Genomic DNA, 17,465 nt, shown 5'->3' with positions numbered 1-17,465 from the left:
TAAGCGTGATCAATGTCTAATTATTTTTTATTGATAATTAAGTTTCTAATTTAGGGTGTCTGTCATAGTGTGATCTGGATGTGTATTTAACTGTCAAATAAAAGGATAGATATGCCTTACTTCACACTTTATTTTTTTGACGAATTTTTAGTTTTTATATCAACTTACTGTATTTAATAAACTTTTTTTAATTTCGAAAATCACGATTTGAATTTGATCACTGTTTCAAACGATTTATTTTTCAATGCGAATTAAATTGCGCAGTATTGCCGTCGCCAGGGAGGCACATCCCAAAGTATGTGATGAGAGGCAAGTGATAGCCAAAAAACTCGTCGCATAACGTGAACAAATAAAGGCAGTAATTATGAAAAACGTTTTAGCACTAAGTGCACTTTCTCTTGTTTTCGCTTCAAGCGCTTTCGCGGGTTCATCTTATGTAACTGGTAACATCCAATTCCACGATGACGGTCGAATTCACGGTTCAGACATGACATCTACGCTAGAAGCGGGTCATACGTTTGATAACCAATTCGGCGGTCTTACGGTTTACACTGAGTTTGATGGTATTCAGCTAGGCAAACTAGAAACTGAAAATGGCGGCGCAGGCAACACAACGCCAGCCATCACTGTAGGTGGTGAGCAATCTTTCAACATCACTGATCATCTATGGGTTGCTGCGGGCTACCAACACCTATTCTCTGCGGGTGAGAGCATCCAGTACCGTCCACTTGTAAAGATCGGCTACAACTTTGATAACGGCATCTCATTGAGCAACCGTACTCGCGCGCACATCGATGCAACGTCTGCAGACGCGAAAACAGACTACCGTATGGATAACCGCATTGGTTACGTAATGAACGAAGATGTGACTTTGAGCTACAACAACGTTTACATGATTGAAGCAGAAACGATGGACCACGAACTACGTGCAACATGGACTCGTAAGGGCGTTCAGCCTTACTTCGAGTTCCGTAGCCAAGCACACGGTGCGGAAAATGCGGCGGGTGATAGCCTAGTGAACAACGCATTCGTATTTGGTGCGTCTTACGGCTTCTAATTAAAGAGTTTTGTCTTAACTGTCCATTAAGAAAAAGCCCAGCGGTATGTCTCGCTGGGCTTTGTTTTTACTGGTCGTTGCCTTTGTGGAAGCGGTATTCGTAAACCTGACCTTTGTTGTTGTAGGCGTAGACGGCGTAACTGTCTTTTTTATCGCCATACTCCATACCCGGTGATCCCATAGGCATGCCGGGTACCGCAAGGCCTTTTGCGTTGCGAGGTGGGTTTTCTAAAAAGGCTTTAATGTCGTCAGCAGGAATATGACCTTCAAATACGTAGCCATTAATTTCTGCGGTGTGGCACGAGTAAAGCTGTTCATTCTTGATGCCCAAGTCGCGTTTAACCGCGTTCATGTCATCGTGCAGCTTTTCTTCGACGGTAAAGCCGTTCTCTTCCATGTGTTTCGTCCATTCTCCACAGCAGCCACAGTATGGCGATTTGTGGTTGATGACATCAGCGGCTAATACGTTCGCCGATGTGACAGCAAGCATTGTAAAGGTCAATAGTTTCAACTTCATAATATCCTCTATAAGAAGTGTCGCTTACTTAATGGTAAACAGTCGTAGTCGATTTGCATTACTCACGACTGTGATTGAAGACAGTGCCATTGCTGCGCCAGCAACAACAGGACTGAGTAGGAATCCGAATGCTGGGTAGAGCACGCCAGCGGCGATTGGAATACCCAACGAGTTATAAACAAAGGCACCAAACAGGTTTTGTTTCATGTTCTTCAATGTTGCACGAGACAGTTCGATGGCATGAACAATTGCCATTGGCGATGTATTAAGAATCGTCATTTGTGAACTTTCGATTGCCACATCACTGCCGCTGCCCATTGCAACGCCGAGATCGGCGAGAGCGAGAGCGGGTGCGTCATTAATACCATCACCAATCATGGCGACGGTTTGTCCTTGTGATTGTAGTTGTTTTATATGTTGCGCTTTCTCATCTGGCATCACCTGAGCAATGACTTCATCAATGCCTAATTCGTTGCCGATGGCTGTCGCTACGTGTTGATTATCACCAGTGAGCATCACTGTGTTGATACCCTGTAATTTTAGTGCAGTGACTGCTTGTTTGGCATCAGATTTAATTGGATCAGCGATGGCAATTAAACCAATCAGTTCGTTGTTGAGGGAAATGGCAACCGGTGTCCATGCGTTGTTGGCGCAATCTTGAATGGCTTGCTCCATCGCGGAAGTATCTACCTGCTCTGTTTGCATAAACTGCAATGAACCAATCAGCAGTGGTTGTGCTTGGTAAGTTGCAAGAATGCCGCGACCGCGAATGTTTTCAAAAGCGTCCAACTCGATATCTTCAGCCGCATTTTCCTTAGCGTAATCACACACGGCTTTTGCTAATGGGTGCTCAGATTGACGCTCTGCTGCGTATGCTAATGCTAACAAGTGTTCATGGCTGGTGGCGTGAGTAAATACTTGCTGCACACTGGGTTTGCCCTGAGTTAACGTACCGGTTTTGTCGAATACGACGGTGTCGACTTTGCTCGCCAATTGCAGTGCGTCTGCGTCTTTGATCAAGATACCCAGTTCTGCGGCTTTGCCCACGCCTACGGTGACCGACAATGGTGTTGCTAAGCCCAGCGCACAAGGACAGGCAATAATCAGTACAGTCGTCGTTACCACAAGCATGTAGCTGGCTTTAGGTTCTGGACCTACTGCGAACCAAACCAAAGCAGCAAGGATTGCGATACCGACAACCAGAGGGACGAATACAGCAGAAATCTGATCCGCTAATTTGGCAATTGCTGGCTTACTGCTTTGTGCGGTACGCACCATACGAATAATACGCGCTAGCATGGTATTTGCACCGATGCCGGTGGCTTCAATAATCAGAGCGCCATCGGTATTTAGTGTGCCCGCAGAGACTTGAGCCTCTTGCGCTTTTAACACGGGTACGGGTTCACCAGTTAGCATAGATTCATCAATGTATGATTCCCCCTGAATCACGATACCATCAACGGGCACTTTCTCACCCGGTTTGATGCGTAGCTTCATGCCCAACGTGATTTGCTCAACCGCAATTTGCTGATCGCCATTTTCAGTAATGACGGTGGCTTGCTGAGGTTGTAGGTTAATCAGAGCTTGCAATGAGCGTGTTGTATTTGCCTTTGCTTTTGCTTCTATATAGTGACCAAGAGAAATCAGACCGACGATCATCGCACTTGCTTCAAAGTAAACATGGCGAGAGGCGAGTGGGAACCAATCAGGAAAAATCACCACAAGCATTGAATAGAACCACGCGGCACCAGTACCTAGGGCAACTAAAGTGTCCATGGTGGCACGTTTGTGAGTGGCTGCTAACCATGCGTTAGTAAAGAAGTGCTTACCTGCTGTCGCCAGCAATAATAGACAGAGAATACCTATCGCACCCCAAACCATTTGATCACTGGCATCTTGGATAACCATGTTGCCACCAAACACACCCCAGAGCATCAATGGTGCACCAACGACTAAGCCTGCGATAGCATCAAGTTTAAAGCGCTTTTGTTGAGCAAGTTGCTGTGCTGCTTGTTTTTCTTGTTGCGTTGCTGCGTCTTGAAGGATTTCTGCTTGATAGCCCGCTTGTTTTACTGACTCGATGATGGCTTGATGAAGCATTTCACTATCTTGGTTTGCAAATACTAACGCGCTCTGCTCTGCAAGATTGACCTGTGCTTTCTCTATGCCTTCGACATTAGTGAGTGCTTTCTCTACCGAAGATACACAGCTGGCACATGTCATGCCTTGAATCAGCATCTGTAGCTGAACATTGGCAGATTCGGGTTGGTTACGATCGAGATGCGCTTCTTTTATTGCGGGCGTTATTTGCTCTGTGACTTCTTCTTTAGCCTCGATAGTCTCGATGCTAGCGGTATAGCCCAATGTCGCAACGAGATCGATCACTTGCTGCTCAGAGAGTAGGGTTGTGATGTCAAGTTGTGTTGTAGAGGCTTGGAATGTAATGACGTCTTGATTTGATTCTAATAAAGAAGAGAGCTTTTTCACGCAGCCACCACAGCTCAAACCCGTTAAATGGAATTGATATTGGTGACCGGCGTGGTAGCCCAGCGATTCGATGGATTCAATAATAGAAGAGAGTGAAGATTCGGTTTTCACCTCTACCATCGTCGGGGACAAATTAATGATCTCAACACTGTGATTGGCATGTAAAGCTTTCTCAACTTTTCTCGCACAGCCCATGCAGTTGAGTCCCGACATAGGTACAACAAACTGATACATAATTTGTCCTCAATAATAGTAATGTGCAGAGCATAAACCTTCCTGCAAGGGGAAGGTCAAGCTTTTCGACGCGAAGCAAATTCGTCAAAATCCCCTTTATTGAGCCGCCCTTACGCCCCTATTGTTGCGAGTTATCTCAAAGTTTTTTCTCTCTGAATATAAAGTTCCGTTAAAACGCCTAAAACCTGAGTGAAGTTGCTCACGATTTTTGAGCTTTTTATATAAAAACGAAGTTGATTAGAACGGTTTTGACGTTTTTATATTTTTATTTATCACTATAAATGACTGTTATTTAAAGATTTATATTCTTTTTGATCTTCTCATTTTGAACTTGCTCAGATTGCCGCTGGGAAAGTTTTTTACTGCGAAAAAAGTTTGTCATATTTGCCCTGTCCACACATTGTTTCAAGTTCCTGCAATGTCCTAGTTAGCGAATTTGAAAATGGAAAAAACTAAAAATATAGGGGTTTAAAATGTCTTACCTAAAGAAAAGCCTACTTGCTACTGCAATCACAGGCATGATGTTCAGTGGTTCAGCTTTTGCTGATGGTGCAAACAGTGATGCAGCGAAAGAGTACCTAACTAAAGACTCTTTCTCTTACGAAGTTTACGGCATTATCGCGATGCAGGCCGCGTACCGCGATTACGATTCTGGTAGCAAAGCAACTGACGACGATTTGGGCGGCATGCAGCTAAACAACGAATCACGTATCGGCTTCCGTGGTAAAAAGCAATTCGCTAACTTTGAACCAACGTTCATTTGGCAAATTGAAGGTGGTTACGTAGACCCAAGTTTCGGTGGTGAAGGTGCAGGTCTTGGTGAGCGTGATACATTCGTAGGTTTTGAAAGCGCTTCTTGGGGTCAAGTTCGTCTAGGTCGTGTTCTTACTCCAATGTACGAGTTGGTTGACTGGCCAGCATCTAACCCAGGTCTAGGCGATGTTTACGACTGGGGTGGTGCGATCGGTGGTGCTAAGTACCAAGACCGTCAATCAAACACAATCCGTTGGGACTCTCCAATGTTTGCTGACAAATTCTCTCTAGATATCGCAGCGGGTGCAGGTGACAAAGCTGGTCTAGGTGAAGGCGACGATTACTGGGGCGGCATCGCGGCTCACTACAAGTTAGGTCCACTACAATTGGATGCTGCGTACGAAGGTAACCGCAACATCGAAGGTGAAGGTCAAACTTGGGAAAACAACACGTACCTAGTAGGTGTTCAAGGTTGGTTTGAAAACGGCATCTCTTTCTTCGCTCAATACAAATACATGGAAGCTGACGCAAGCAACGGTGTAAACGAGAAGCAAGATGCAATGTCTGCAGGTCTTATGTACACAACAGGTGACTGGCAGTACAAACTGGGTTACGCAGCAAACTTTGACCTAGAACGTGACGGTAAGACAATCGACAACACAGCAGATGATGTACTATCTGCACAGATCATGTACTTCGTAGACCCATCCGCAGTACTTTACGCTCGTGCACGTACTCTAGACTTCGGTGACGGTGCGTCTCAACTAGACAAGCCAACAGAAGCACGTTGGAAGTCAGCTGACTACGACGAGTTCTCTGTAGGTGTTGAATACTACTTCTAATATAGAAGCAGCAAAAAGGGCGGAAACGCCCTTTTTGTCTTGATACTTATTCACATAAGCTATTGGAATGACCGGCCTGTTAGTTTCAGTGGCTTATCTAAATTGGTATAAGACGAGAAAACCATGATGAAAAAAACAACCACACTATTAGGACTTTGCGCAATCCTTTCTGCGCCTGCATTTGCTGCTCAACTGACTCTGCAAGCGGAATTGGTTCCTCGCGTTCTCAACAGTGAGTTCGTCTACCCTGAGTGGATCTCTGACAACAACAGCATCAAAGTTGAAGATGGTGCAAACCAACTTGCTGTAAATGTTGGTCAAATTGTGTTTGAAGATGGCAAGCGTCGTAAGTTTGATTCACAGCCGCTTTTACTTGAATTTGATGCACCGAAAGATGCTGAGCTTACGCTGACATACAACAAGTTCCGCACTATTGAAGAAGCCAAGGCTTTTGAAATGGACCCTAAACTGACGCTAAAAGATGCGAACGGCAAAGACGTTAAGTTCTCAATGGTTCAACTTCGCAAAGGTGGTTTACAAGGTTTCCGTGACTACGAACGTGAAGTCGCTGACTACAACCAAGCAATGAACAAGCAAACGACAAAAGCGAGCATTGAAGCTTCTCCAGCGGTAACAAAAACACTGAAAGAGTCGTTCAACGATCTAAGCCGTGAAGAGCAGCAAGAGTTCATGCAATGGGCAATGCGTAACCTAAAGTAATCTGGTTTTCTTCTTTTATATAGGCTTTCTATAGCGATAGTAGTTATCTAGCAACAATTGTACTTAAGAGATAAATCAAAGGGCAGCACCGTGTTCGGTGGCTGCCCGTTTTTATTTCTGGCGTTAAACCACAAGGAAGGATTGTAGTATTGACTTACGGTGGTAAAATGTCGCCACTTTTATCCTTGACATTACAACGAGAGCCTTCTCGTTGCTCATTATCCCTAAGGAACTCAAATGACGGTTAAAACTCGTTTTGCTCCTAGCCCAACTGGCTACCTACACGTTGGTGGTGCTCGTACTGCACTTTACTCTTGGCTATACGCTAAAAACCAAGGTGGTGAATTCGTTCTACGTATCGAAGATACTGACCTTGAGCGTAACTCTCAGGAAGCGGTTGATGCGATCCTAGAAGGCATGGAATGGCTAGGTCTTGAGTGGAACGAAGGCCCTTATTTCCAAACTCAACGTTTTGATCGTTACAACGAGATGGTTGATAAGCTTCTAGAAGAAGACAAAGCATACAAATGTTACGCGTCTAAAGAACTGCTAGACGAAGTTCGTGCAGAGCAAGAAGCAAACAAAGAAATGCCTCGCTACGATGCTAACCATCCAAAAATCAAAGCGGCAAACGAAGCGGCAAAAGATGGCGATCCATGTGTTATCCGTTTCCGTAACCCGAAAGAAGGCAGCGTAGTATTTGATGACCAAATTCGTGGTCGCATTGAAATCCGCAACGACCAAATGGATGATCTGATCATTCGTCGTACTGACGGCTCTCCAACGTACAACTTCTGTGTTGTGGTTGACGACTGGGATATGGGTATCACTCACGTTGTTCGTGGTGAAGACCACATCAACAACACGCCTCGTCAGATCAACATCTACGAAGCGCTAGGTGCGCCAGTACCAACATTTGCGCACTGTGCAATGATCCTAGGTGATGACGGCGCGAAACTGTCTAAGCGTCACGGTGCAGTATCTGTAATGCAGTACCGCGATATGGGTTACCTACCTGCTGCGCTAAACAACTACCTAGTGCGTCTTGGTTGGTCTCATGGTGATCAAGAAATCTTCACTCAAGAAGAGATGATCAACCTATTTAGCCTAAACGCAGTATCTAAGTCAGCGTCTGCATTCAACACTGACAAACTGCAATGGTTGAACAACCACTACATCAAAAACTCAGATCCAGCGTACGTTGCACAGCACCTACAATGGCACCTAGATCAACAAAAACTAGACGTAACTAATGGTCCAGCTATCACGGAAGTGATCAAGCTTGTTGGTGAGCGTTGCAACACGCTTGTTGAGCTAGCTGAGCAGATCCGTTACTTCTACGAAGATTTCTCTGAGTTTGAAGCGGGCGCAGCGAAGAAGCATCTACGCGGCGTAGCTAAAGAGCCTCTAGAGCTTGCTCTAGCGAAAGCTGAAGCACTGACTGAGTGGACGACAGCGAACATCAAAGATGGTGTTATCGCAGCTGTGTGCGAAGAGCTAGAAATCGGCATGGGCAAAATCGGTATGCCACTGCGTGTTGCAGTAACAGGTGGCGGTCAGTCTCCTTCTGTAGACGCAGTAATGGAACTGATTGGCAAAGAGCGTTGTGTTGCACGCATCAAAATGGCTCTTGAGTTCATCGCTGAGCGCGAAGCAAACGCATAATTACTTGAATAAATAATCAGAAAGCCGCGATATATTTCGCGGCTTTTTTGTGCCTGACGTTAAGAAAACATCTTAACTCAACATAAATGACGTCGAAATCTGTATGTTTTCCCAACAATAGTTCGAAAAGTTAATAAGTTTTACTTATCCAAATATATCCTCGACGAATGTTTTTTTTGACCTTTCAATACAAAATATCTCTCTGACTTAGCACCAAAATCCATAAAGTTCCTTAAATATCGTCTCATTAATGAGAAGTTAATTTGCTTTACTTATTTTATTTTGAAATGACACGCAAACGTTTGCGTCATTGCTATCACTCGTATTTAAGTGCTCTAGATCACATAAAGTCATGCTTTTCGATGACATTAAATTGACAGTTTTGGGATTTGTCTTGGGATTTCTTGGAGTTATAGTGCTCGCCATCAGTGAAGCAGCAATATGCATCACTGGTCAGGATCCATACCCAAGTAACTTTTATGCAAAATTGCGGAAGTTACTTCGGTATCAAAATCAAAGGATTTGAATAAAAGAATTGAAATACAACGTCACTCAGGCGGCGCATTTCGTTACGAACAAGAGAACTTCTTTTAGAGGAATCAATAATGAAAAAACTAGCAGCGGTAATTTCAGCTTCTTTACTTATGGCTTCAGCAGCACACGCAGAAGTGTACGTGGGCGGTAAGATGGGTAAGTCTTGGATGGAAGACGCTTGTGTAGCTGGTCAAGCTTGTGACAAAGATGGCTCTACTCTAGGTGCTTTTGTTGGTTACGAAATGAATGACTACTTCTCAGTAGAAGCAGGCTTCGACAACCTTGGTGATTTTGACCAAACTTCTTTCGGCGGTCACGTAGAAGCAATCACTCTTGCTCCTAAATTCAGCCTACCAATCACTGAAGACATCGCTCTTTACGGTAAAGTTGGTGGCGCATACCTAATGATGAACGACGGTAAAGACGATTACTCTTACCTAGGTGCGGCTGGTCTTGAGTTCAACGTTAGCCAAAACGTAACAGCACGTGCGGAATACCAAACAATCACTGATATCAACAACGATTCAGTAAAAGCAATGGGTAACACAGCAACTCTAGGTGTGTCATTCAAGTTTGGCGGTCAAGACGAAGTGGTTGTTGAAGAAGAGCCAGTAGTTGAAGAAGTAGTAGTAGAAGAAGTTGTTGCACCAGTTGTTGTAACGAAAACTTTCGAAACTCAAACAATCGGTACAGGTAGCTTTGCGCTAAACAGCACAACGCTTAAACCTGCGAGCGCAGCAAAACTAGACGACCTAGTAGCGTTCCTAAATGAGTACCCACAAGCAAACGTTGATGTAATTGGCTACACAGATACTTCTGGTCCAGCGGCATACAACCTAAAAGTTTCTGAGAAGCGTGCTGAATCTGTAGCAAATGCTCTTGTAGAGAAAGGTATCGATGCTTCTCGCATTCACGCTCGTGGTGAAGGTGAAAACAACCCAATCGCTTCAAACGACACTCGTGAAGGTCGTGAGCAAAATCGTCGCGTAGAAATCGTTGTTCCTGAGTTTGAATACCAAGTTCAACAATAATCGCGAAATCTAACACTAACCGTTAGAAAGCTAGATACGAAAAGCCCCAAAGAGTTCGCTCTTTTGGGGCTTTTTCTATATACCCAAGTGACTTTAAGATTCCGGATTCAGAGCGTTGTCATTGATTCCCTGTTTACCGAAAGCAAGCAAGGAAAACAACGTAGCGTACCTGCTCTTTCCAAGTTGTTTGACGCAGCCATTGGTTTAATAAAAAAGCGAGTCAATGACACACTCCCAAAGGGTACTCTTTGCAAATAGTAAGAACCTTGGCTTGTATACTTTGTTGTCGATTCTTGATTTAGGTCCACTAGACCTTTAAATCGTCGCCGCGTCTACAAACCAAGTCATTCTCGCTGAACCCAGCATCTCGAGGTTACTTAGGTATATCTGTTTATCAGCGAAGAACACTCAATGAAAGGAAGGAATAAAGGTCACTTGAGGTCAATGCTGTTGAGACGCCCCATAAACGTCAGGATTTCCAGGTTATCTTTGTGTGCATCCAGCAACGCTTTCTTTGTTTGCATATAGGCGGCCAGTTTGCCGTACTTGTTAATAGAGCGCACGACCGTTTTATATTTGTACTCGCCAGCATCGTTAAACTCACGCCATTTCGCAATGTAGCAGGTGTCTCTATTATCAGGATCCTCTAGGGTAGGGTTAGGCTTATGGACAATCTTTGGTTCGACGCTATGCGGCAGTCTGGTCATTAAATAGGGATCTTTCAGCAGACGACGCCAAAATTTACCCCACATCTCCCGTCCAAGCTCGTTACGCAGCTTGATAGCCTTTTTAAGCCCTTTCTTTTCTCCAATGCGAACGAAACCTACGGAGCGGTGTAAAACCGTGTCATCCGGTGTGTGGATATGAATCTTGAAGGCCGTTTTGCCCTTCGAGATGAAGCGGTGTCCAGTGTTTGTAATTAAATTGCTCTTAGACATAGTGCTAACTAATAGTTTTGTTAATAGCTAAAAGGGTAAGCAAAACTCATAGATAATTAAAGTAATAAAATACAAAACTGTAAATAGCATGAGTATTGAATCTTTTCTGATACATCTAAATCAAGACAGAATTCTAGAGTTAGGCACTCCCTCAAAGCCGGCAAAAAGTTTGTCTGCTAAGAGTAGTCGATAAAGGCAAGGCGTCATCATACAATCGTTATCCTGATAATCTTAGAAGTGGTGAAGAGTTATGGAGTCGGATGGCTCAGTCGACGTAGGCGTTACGTTTAACACTGATTTGAAGTGGCTGCGATTGATGATGGAGAAAATGGATGAGCGGCTTACTAGACTAGAGAATCAATCAAAGTAATGAAGAAGAGCCCGCATTAAACAAGTGGGCTCTATCTTTGTTATGTCGGGATTTATCAGGCATGGTTATTTTTCTAGGCTTTTTAAAACTGATTCAACATATGAATCTAATCTTGCCAAGTGTTCTTGAAGCTGTGAGCTACTGTCACCTTGTGGGGATATAGCAGTTTCGATCAATTTCAGTACGGCAGTCGTTACGATTACTCGCTTTTCGCTTTCGCCCATTTTTAGATAAGGAACATACCATTCGTTATTTTGAGTACAGCGCGGGGTGGTCATTGACAGACAGCTAAGACATGTATTGTGCATCGTTATATCTCTCTTTCTAGTTTGATTAAAATCTCACATTCTCGCAGCGCTTTTTCAGATGTATTCTCTTGAAAAATTGTCCACCAACGTTCAAGAACCAAACAAATCTTATTGCCATACATCAAGCGATCGCCAACAGATGGGATATTTACCATTTCAATATCAAAGTCAGGGGAACCGATAAGTTCTTCAAATGAAACATCAGTACCTTCAAAGTAAAAGTTTACGTGCATAAGAAACTACTCCTCTGTTTTGTTTTCAGTTACACAATATATCTTTTTTCTTACCTGTCAATCTAAAAAATCCATTTAAATCAACGCTTTAGTGTCAGTATTGCATCTGCATGGATACAAAGGTTCATTTGTGTTCTGCTCTAATTTTTTAATTGCCAACCAAATCGTTTTTTGTGGATAGTTGGGTATAGAGTCACGACTTGCTAAAGAATATTTGAAGGACTTTTTTTGTTCAGTTACTTGGATGATACTTCCTGTCGAGTAGTCATTTTTAAACAACATGTTAGTTCTCACTGTTCGGGGGGCTTGATTTGCTCGTTTTTCAAACAAGAGAAATTTTGTAAGACTAGTTGTTAACTCAGTTAGAAAGTTTGATTAAGAGTCGGAAGGTGTAGCCATTTTATGGATACAAACAAAAACGCCTTAGCTAAAGTTATAGCTAAGGCGTTGATCTATGTGGCGCCCCCAGTAGGATTCGAACCTACGACCTGTCCCTTAGGAGGGGACTGCGCTATCCAGCTGTGCCATGGGGGCGTAATCAAATAAGATGCGTTGCCTATGATATTCAAAAGTAGGCATATGGCAATGCTTTATACGTGCATCTACAACATCTTGTTCATTACGTCGCCAATTTGCACGCTAGACGCAAGGTTTGGCTGGTCAATCGTGAGCTCCGCTTCGTGTTCGTAAACACGAGAAACCGTTAGGGTAATTTCACTCTGAGATACCTTGTTACGCGGCAAGCCATTTTGATCGATGAACGACGCCGTGTGCCAAAGTTGTAGCTGGTCGCCTTCTTTTACGCCGTGCATACGACCAAGATCCATGGTTACGGTATTGCCAAATACTGCAACGACTTCAGGAAGCGTGATCTTACAAGACAGCTCTGATTCTAGGTCTAGCATGATATTGCGGCTCACACGCAGCATCATCTCACCGTAAGTCGATGCCCAGAAACGTGCGCTACGAGTATCTACTTGACTGGTTTTTGCAAAAGGCCAGTGTGCCACTTCACGATAGTTTTTGTGGTAGACCTCGTGACCTGTTTTGCCATCAAAGACTTTCATCTCTAGTGCAAACTGACGGTTGATCACATCATCTTGGAGTAGTTTGGCATCAATGGTTGCCGTTAAGTCTGTAATCACACCACCGATGATGTACTGAGCGCCATTATCTTGAGCAATCATCTGGGTGCGTTCTGGTGACTTCGCTGAGATCGAATAGTCTGTGGTGCCGACAGAAACAAAGCTGCGCGATGTTTGATCTAACTGGCGGTTGACGACGTGGCTAAAATCATTGCCCACGTTGTAGATCTGTCCCATCACCGCTTGCTGCGGAGAGGCAACATCAATATTGCCGACTAATACCGTCTTCTTGTATTGATTCACGTGGCAACCCGTTGCCGACGGATAGATGTCCACTCGGATCCTCATCTCCATCTTGCCGCCACGTTTACGTTCAGATTCTACCAAGATGTAACGTACTTCATGGTTCGTGAATTGGTACTCTTTACGGCTTTCTTCTAGCAGTGGCATCAAGTTACTGATGCTACCGATATCCGCACCCGAAAAGTTGACGGCTTTAAAGAGTGCGTCCTCTAACGCATGTAGCCTTGCCGCTTCATCTGAAGAAACGATCGTGGCAACGCCTGTCACTTCATACCAAGATGCCACCGCACGAAATGGTAGGATCAATATGAAAGTGATTGATATAAGGCTAAAAAATATTTTTTTCATTGTTTGTAACCGTTCGGGTATAAATATTGCTTTACCAATTTCAGTGAAGTTTGGTGAGCTTTCTTTCGTTCGACAAACAGAAGAAAAGCAAAGACTGTTCCAAGATTGCACTTTATAGAAATGAAGTCAGTAAAGAGCAGTAACACCTAAGATTATCTGGAGAATCAAACCATGAAAAGATGGCTTGTTGCCGCATCGATGATGACGCTTTTAACATCGTGCGCATACTCACCAATTTATAATGGTAAAGAACCGTACTCTGGCAGTCAGTTCATGTTAATGGACAGTCCACGCCATACGATGGATTTCTTTATTGAAAGCATGACTGAAGAGTTGATGGTTTCAAACGTTGCAGTGTCGTCACGTACGCCCGTTGCGATTACTTCTTTTGTCGACCTGCAAAACATGGATTCAACCAATTGGTTGGGTAACTCAGTATCGGAAGGGTTTATCCACCAGTTCCAACGTCGCGGTTTTAAAGTTGTCGACTTTAAAACGACAGGTTCAATCCAAGTAACCCAACAGGGTGATTTCGCTCTGAGCCGAGATTGGCAAGATCTGGCACAAGAGCAAGAGATCCAGTACGTATTGACGGGCACAATGCTACGTCAAGAAGGCGGTGTCCTCGTCAACGCACGCATTGTCGGTATGCAGAGCCGCATTGTTGTTGCTACGGCGCAAGGCTTCTTACCTGCGGACCGTATCGGTCGTGATCTGGATACGCTTAATAGCATCCGTACTCAAGATGGTGTGTTGATTCGTTCTGACCCAACCATCCGTCAGCCATACACAGTGATTCTCCGCCCGTAGGAAACAGACATGAAGAAGTTATTATTTATTATCGCGACCTTAGTGCTGGTGGGTTGTCAGCCTCTGCAGCAGATGCGTCAAGACGAAATTTTAGTGGCGGTGGGTTATGCAAGCGTTAGTGAACAAACCGGTCGCACAATGGAAGAGAAGCGCGTTCGTGCAATGCGTGCATCTAAGATCGATGCGTACCGCGAACTTGCCGAGCAAGTATATGGCATGCGTGTAAGTGGTCGTGCGCAGTTGGAAGACCAACGTTTAGGCATTGAAAGCACAAGCGGTGCTGTAGACGGTGTGATTCGTGGTGCAGAAGTGGTACGTAGTTACTTAGTTGAAGACAGCTATGTGACAGAGTTGCGTTTGGATATCCGTAAGATGGATAAATTGCGCGACTACGGTGAAGTGCAGCAGGTGCCTGAGAAGCGTCAGCAGACCTTGTTCTAATTCAACCTTCACTAAACAGATGATCTTTTTGAGCGGCTGATTGGCAACAATTGGTCGCTTTTTTATGCGTGATACTTTTTGGGAATGAGTGAAGCTAATAAGCTTGCTGTATTAGACGGCAGTTTAAATAGACTGAGGGACAGAAGAAAAGAGCTAGGCTTTGATGTTGGTGCCTAGTGTGGAGATGGTGTGAGTTTTACCGCCGGAGTTGTAAGTCATGCCGACCTTTCCGTGCGTGCGTTGAAGCATGTTGTTGAGTTTATTGAAACTCGATTGGGCACGATTGAGCGATTCACCATTCATTTGGTTTACTTGCTGACAATCGAGAACGATAGATTGGATTTGAGCGACAACCTGACTCAGGTTTTCATCTTCGGTAAGTTGATTGACGTGCGGGTGAGAGGCGATTCGCTGGTCGGTGGTTCTTAGTTGACCAATGAGTGTCATCTTTTCCTTGGCGAGTTTTTCGATCTCAGTAGACACACGAGCGCTGATCGCCTGTGTTTCTTGACGTAACACACCAGAAAGTGCTTTTGCATTTTCTAGTTGGAAGTTTACAAGATCGACTAATGCTGCCATGAATACTTACCTTGGGCCTAAGTCAGTTAGCTGTTGCCTTGCAATTCATTTTCAAACTTAATCATATTGTCAGCCAGTTTTTCTGGGTCAACTTTGTATGAACCGTTTGCAATTGCTTCTTTAATTGCCGCCACTTTCGCGCTGTCATAAGCCGGAGAAGCTGCCATATCCTTTTGGAGTTTGCTGACTGCTTTGCCTTGTTGGCTTAATGATACCGCGTCTTGTTGTGCTGGCGCTTTCTTTGATTCTGTTGTGCTGGTCGCACTAGAATCAGTACGTGCAGGAGCGCGACTTGTCGTCGTCATCATCTGACCTGAACGTATATTATCTATACCTGCCATATCTCAACCTTAAACTCGTATCGTAATACTGGTATCCAGACTATCGACCAAGCGCAAAATAACTTTAGAGATTTTTTGCATTTTTATTGATCGATTTGCCGTACACCAGCCTACCTTAGAAGGTGATGGTGATTTCCGCAATACCTGTCACAATTCCTTCTATTATACGTTGGGACTTATCATTTTTCACTCTTACTTGATCACCAGATGATCCATCTTGCAATGCCGTACCCTGTGTGGTGATGGTCATGCCGCCTTTTACGGCTCGAATCGTCACTTTTTCATTTCGGCAAACTACGCACACATCGTTACGTTCGACCACGTCACCCAAGCGAACATTGCGTTTTAACTTTGCGCCAACTACTTGCTCAAAGTTAGTAAAGCCATCTTTGCGAAAACGCTGAAGCTCGATCATTGATGTGGTGACATCTGAAGCGCTAATGATCTCGCCGCGACCCAATTGGCGGGTAGAAACGATCATTGGCACTGACGCTGAGATCCTAACTGGGACATAAACTTTCCAGTTGTCAGCCAGACACTCGACTAAGACGTTGATGTTGCTACGTGTGCTACTGGTTGATGATGCAGACGTTTCCAGTGGCTCTGGGCAATCCGTGGCTTTGATACGTGGATCAATATTTGCCGCATTGACTGTTAATTTCCCTCCCGCTGGCTGCTCTACCGTGCTAAGAATGTGCTGTTCAGCGGCGGTTCTGATTTGCTCAATTTGACTTTCCGTTGCTGAATGAACAAAAAAGCTAAACATACTGAGCAAAATGCCGATAAACTTAGCGTACTTTGTAAATAACGCTCTACATATTGTCATAGTAAATGGTGTCGAATTCATATTATGATACGCCATACTGTTTCTCTGGTATTATGCCTGCCAGTGGTAGAGTATCATTTAAAAACAAAAAGTTTGAGATGGAGATGAGCATATGACGGGGATTCTTGACTCGGTGAATCAGCGTACGCAACTCGTCGGCCAAAACCGATTGGAGCTACTTACTTTCCGATTGATGGGTCGACAGCGCTACGGCATTAACGTATTCAAAGTAAAAGAAGTACTTCAGTGCCCTAAGCTGACTTCGATGCCAAATCTACACCCGCTGGTTAAAGGTGTCGCTCATATCCGTGGCCATACCGTGTCAGTGATCGATTTAAGCTTGGCTATTGGTGGTCGTCCGACGACTGATATCGACAAGTGTTTTGTTGTGATCGCTGAGTTCAACCGAACAATCCAGGCGTTCTTGGTATCTTCTGTTGAGCGTATCATTAACATGCACTGGGAAGCGATTTTGCCGCCGCCAGATGGCGCAGGTAAAGCACACTACCTAACGGCAGTCACTAACATCGACAACGAGCTAGTTGAAATTCTGGACGTTGAGAAGATCTTGGCTGAGATTGCACCAGTAGATGAAACCATGGATTCAACCATCGGTGAGGAAATTGCAGTCGCAGAGCAAGAAAAGCCAATCGTACGTCGTATTTTGATTGCGGATGACTCTACGGTTGCGCGTAAACAGGTTGAAAGAGCAATTACTTCTATCGGATTTGAAGTTGTCTCTGTGAAAGATGGTAAAGAAGCGTACAATAAGCTGATCGAAATGGCACAAGAGGGTAGTATCTACGATCAGATCTCCTTGGTGATTTCGGATATCGAGATGCCAGAGATGGACGGCTATACCTTAACAGCTGAAATTCGCAGAAATGCAGATTTGAAGAACCTTTATGTTATCCTTCACTCCTCATTGAGTGGCGTCTTCAACCAAGCCATGGTTGAGCGTGTAGGTGCGAACACCTTCATTGCGAAATTTAACCCAGACGAATTGGGTAACGCGGTTAAATCTGCTTTAACACAATAAAAGA

The 17,465-nt window shown here is 44.3% G+C and carries 16 protein-coding genes and 1 tRNA gene; 8 read left to right on the top strand and 9 right to left on the bottom strand.

The genetic code is table 11. From position 1 onward, the window contains the following. Positions 1 to 364: 364 nt before the first annotated feature. Positions 365 to 1,057, top strand: a complete 693-nt coding sequence (locus tag VHA02S_RS20215) for an oligogalacturonate-specific porin KdgM family protein (RefSeq protein ID WP_005449231.1) — start codon at positions 365 to 367, stop codon at positions 1,055 to 1,057. A gap of 67 nt (positions 1,058 to 1,124) precedes the next feature. On the opposite strand, the gene VHA02S_RS20210 is transcribed toward VHA02S_RS20215, so the two are convergent. Then, entirely contained in the window at positions 1,125 to 1,574 is a 450-nt protein-coding gene (locus tag VHA02S_RS20210) for a DUF411 domain-containing protein (RefSeq protein WP_038898460.1), read from the bottom strand. A 24-nt stretch (positions 1,575 to 1,598) separates the two neighbouring features. Continuing rightward, positions 1,599 to 4,295, bottom strand: coding sequence for a heavy metal translocating P-type ATPase (locus VHA02S_RS20205; protein WP_038898461.1), 2,697 nt, complete (start codon positions 4,293 to 4,295; stop codon positions 1,599 to 1,601). A gap of 473 nt (positions 4,296 to 4,768) precedes the next feature. On the opposite strand from VHA02S_RS20205, the gene chiP reads away from it, so the two are divergent. The 4 genes from chiP (at position 4,769) to VHA02S_RS20185 (ending at position 9,840) form a co-directional block, all read left to right on the top strand. Continuing rightward, on the top strand, positions 4,769 to 5,890 hold the full coding sequence (gene chiP / locus VHA02S_RS20200) for a chitoporin (RefSeq protein WP_038898462.1): 1,122 nt from the start codon (positions 4,769 to 4,771) through the stop codon (positions 5,888 to 5,890). 123 nt (positions 5,891 to 6,013) lie between these two features. After that, complete coding sequence (locus VHA02S_RS20195) at positions 6,014 to 6,610, top strand: YccT family protein (protein WP_038898463.1); 597 nt, start codon at positions 6,014 to 6,016, stop codon at positions 6,608 to 6,610. Between the two features lie 237 nt (positions 6,611 to 6,847). Continuing rightward, complete coding sequence (gltX, locus tag VHA02S_RS20190) at positions 6,848 to 8,275, top strand: glutamate--tRNA ligase (protein WP_005449225.1); 1,428 nt, start codon at positions 6,848 to 6,850, stop codon at positions 8,273 to 8,275. A gap of 605 nt (positions 8,276 to 8,880) precedes the next feature. Beyond that, on the top strand, positions 8,881 to 9,840 hold the full coding sequence (locus VHA02S_RS20185) for an OmpA family protein (protein ID WP_005449221.1): 960 nt from the start codon (positions 8,881 to 8,883) through the stop codon (positions 9,838 to 9,840). Between the two features lie 431 nt (positions 9,841 to 10,271). Here the strand turns inward: VHA02S_RS20185 and VHA02S_RS20180 are convergent, their stop codons facing one another. From VHA02S_RS20180 to VHA02S_RS20160, 4 genes are all read right to left on the bottom strand, one after another. Continuing rightward, entirely contained in the window at positions 10,272 to 10,778 is a 507-nt protein-coding gene (locus tag VHA02S_RS20180; protein WP_005449220.1) for a hypothetical protein, read from the bottom strand. A gap of 680 nt (positions 10,779 to 11,458) precedes the next feature. Next, entirely contained in the window at positions 11,459 to 11,689 is a 231-nt protein-coding gene (locus VHA02S_RS20170; RefSeq protein WP_038898465.1) for a hypothetical protein, read from the bottom strand. A 457-nt stretch (positions 11,690 to 12,146) separates the two neighbouring features. Then, positions 12,147 to 12,223 (bottom strand) — tRNA-Arg (locus VHA02S_RS20165). A gap of 68 nt (positions 12,224 to 12,291) precedes the next feature. Continuing rightward, entirely contained in the window at positions 12,292 to 13,425 is a 1,134-nt protein-coding gene (locus tag VHA02S_RS20160; protein ID WP_017188417.1) for a flagellar assembly protein FlgT, read from the bottom strand. A 171-nt stretch (positions 13,426 to 13,596) separates the two neighbouring features. Here VHA02S_RS20160 and VHA02S_RS20155 point away from each other — a divergent pair, with 171 nt between their 5' ends. Further along, entirely contained in the window at positions 13,597 to 14,235 is a 639-nt protein-coding gene (locus VHA02S_RS20155; protein ID WP_005449216.1) for a FlgO family outer membrane protein, read from the top strand. Positions 14,236 to 14,244: 9 nt separating this feature from the next. Further along, the gene (flgP, locus tag VHA02S_RS20150; protein ID WP_005449214.1) at positions 14,245 to 14,676 is read left to right on the top strand and encodes a flagellar assembly lipoprotein FlgP; all 432 of its coding nucleotides are present in this window, start codon (positions 14,245 to 14,247) and stop codon (positions 14,674 to 14,676) included. Between the two features lie 153 nt (positions 14,677 to 14,829). On the opposite strand, the gene VHA02S_RS20145 is transcribed toward flgP, so the two are convergent. From VHA02S_RS20145 to flgA, 3 genes are all read right to left on the bottom strand, one after another. After that, entirely contained in the window at positions 14,830 to 15,255 is a 426-nt protein-coding gene (locus VHA02S_RS20145) for a flagella synthesis protein FlgN (protein WP_005449212.1), read from the bottom strand. 26 nt (positions 15,256 to 15,281) lie between these two features. Further along, complete coding sequence (gene flgM, locus VHA02S_RS20140) at positions 15,282 to 15,596, bottom strand: flagellar biosynthesis anti-sigma factor FlgM (RefSeq protein ID WP_017818937.1); 315 nt, start codon at positions 15,594 to 15,596, stop codon at positions 15,282 to 15,284. 115 nt (positions 15,597 to 15,711) lie between these two features. Then, positions 15,712 to 16,458: a flagellar basal body P-ring formation chaperone FlgA gene (gene flgA, locus VHA02S_RS20135; protein ID WP_017818938.1), complete on the bottom strand. Its 747-nt coding sequence runs from the start codon at positions 16,456 to 16,458 to the stop codon at positions 15,712 to 15,714. A gap of 76 nt (positions 16,459 to 16,534) precedes the next feature. Here flgA and VHA02S_RS20130 point away from each other — a divergent pair, with 76 nt between their 5' ends. Further along, the gene (locus VHA02S_RS20130; protein ID WP_005449208.1) at positions 16,535 to 17,461 is read left to right on the top strand and encodes a chemotaxis protein CheV; all 927 of its coding nucleotides are present in this window, start codon (positions 16,535 to 16,537) and stop codon (positions 17,459 to 17,461) included. Positions 17,462 to 17,465 lie beyond the last annotated feature (4 nt).

The organism is Vibrio harveyi NBRC 15634 = ATCC 14126 = KCTC 12724 (assembly GCF_001591145.1).
GTDB lineage: Bacteria > Pseudomonadota > Gammaproteobacteria > Enterobacterales > Vibrionaceae > Vibrio > Vibrio harveyi.
The sequence above is the reverse complement of the archived record's forward strand: the minus strand, read 5'-3'. Positions and strand labels throughout refer to the sequence as shown.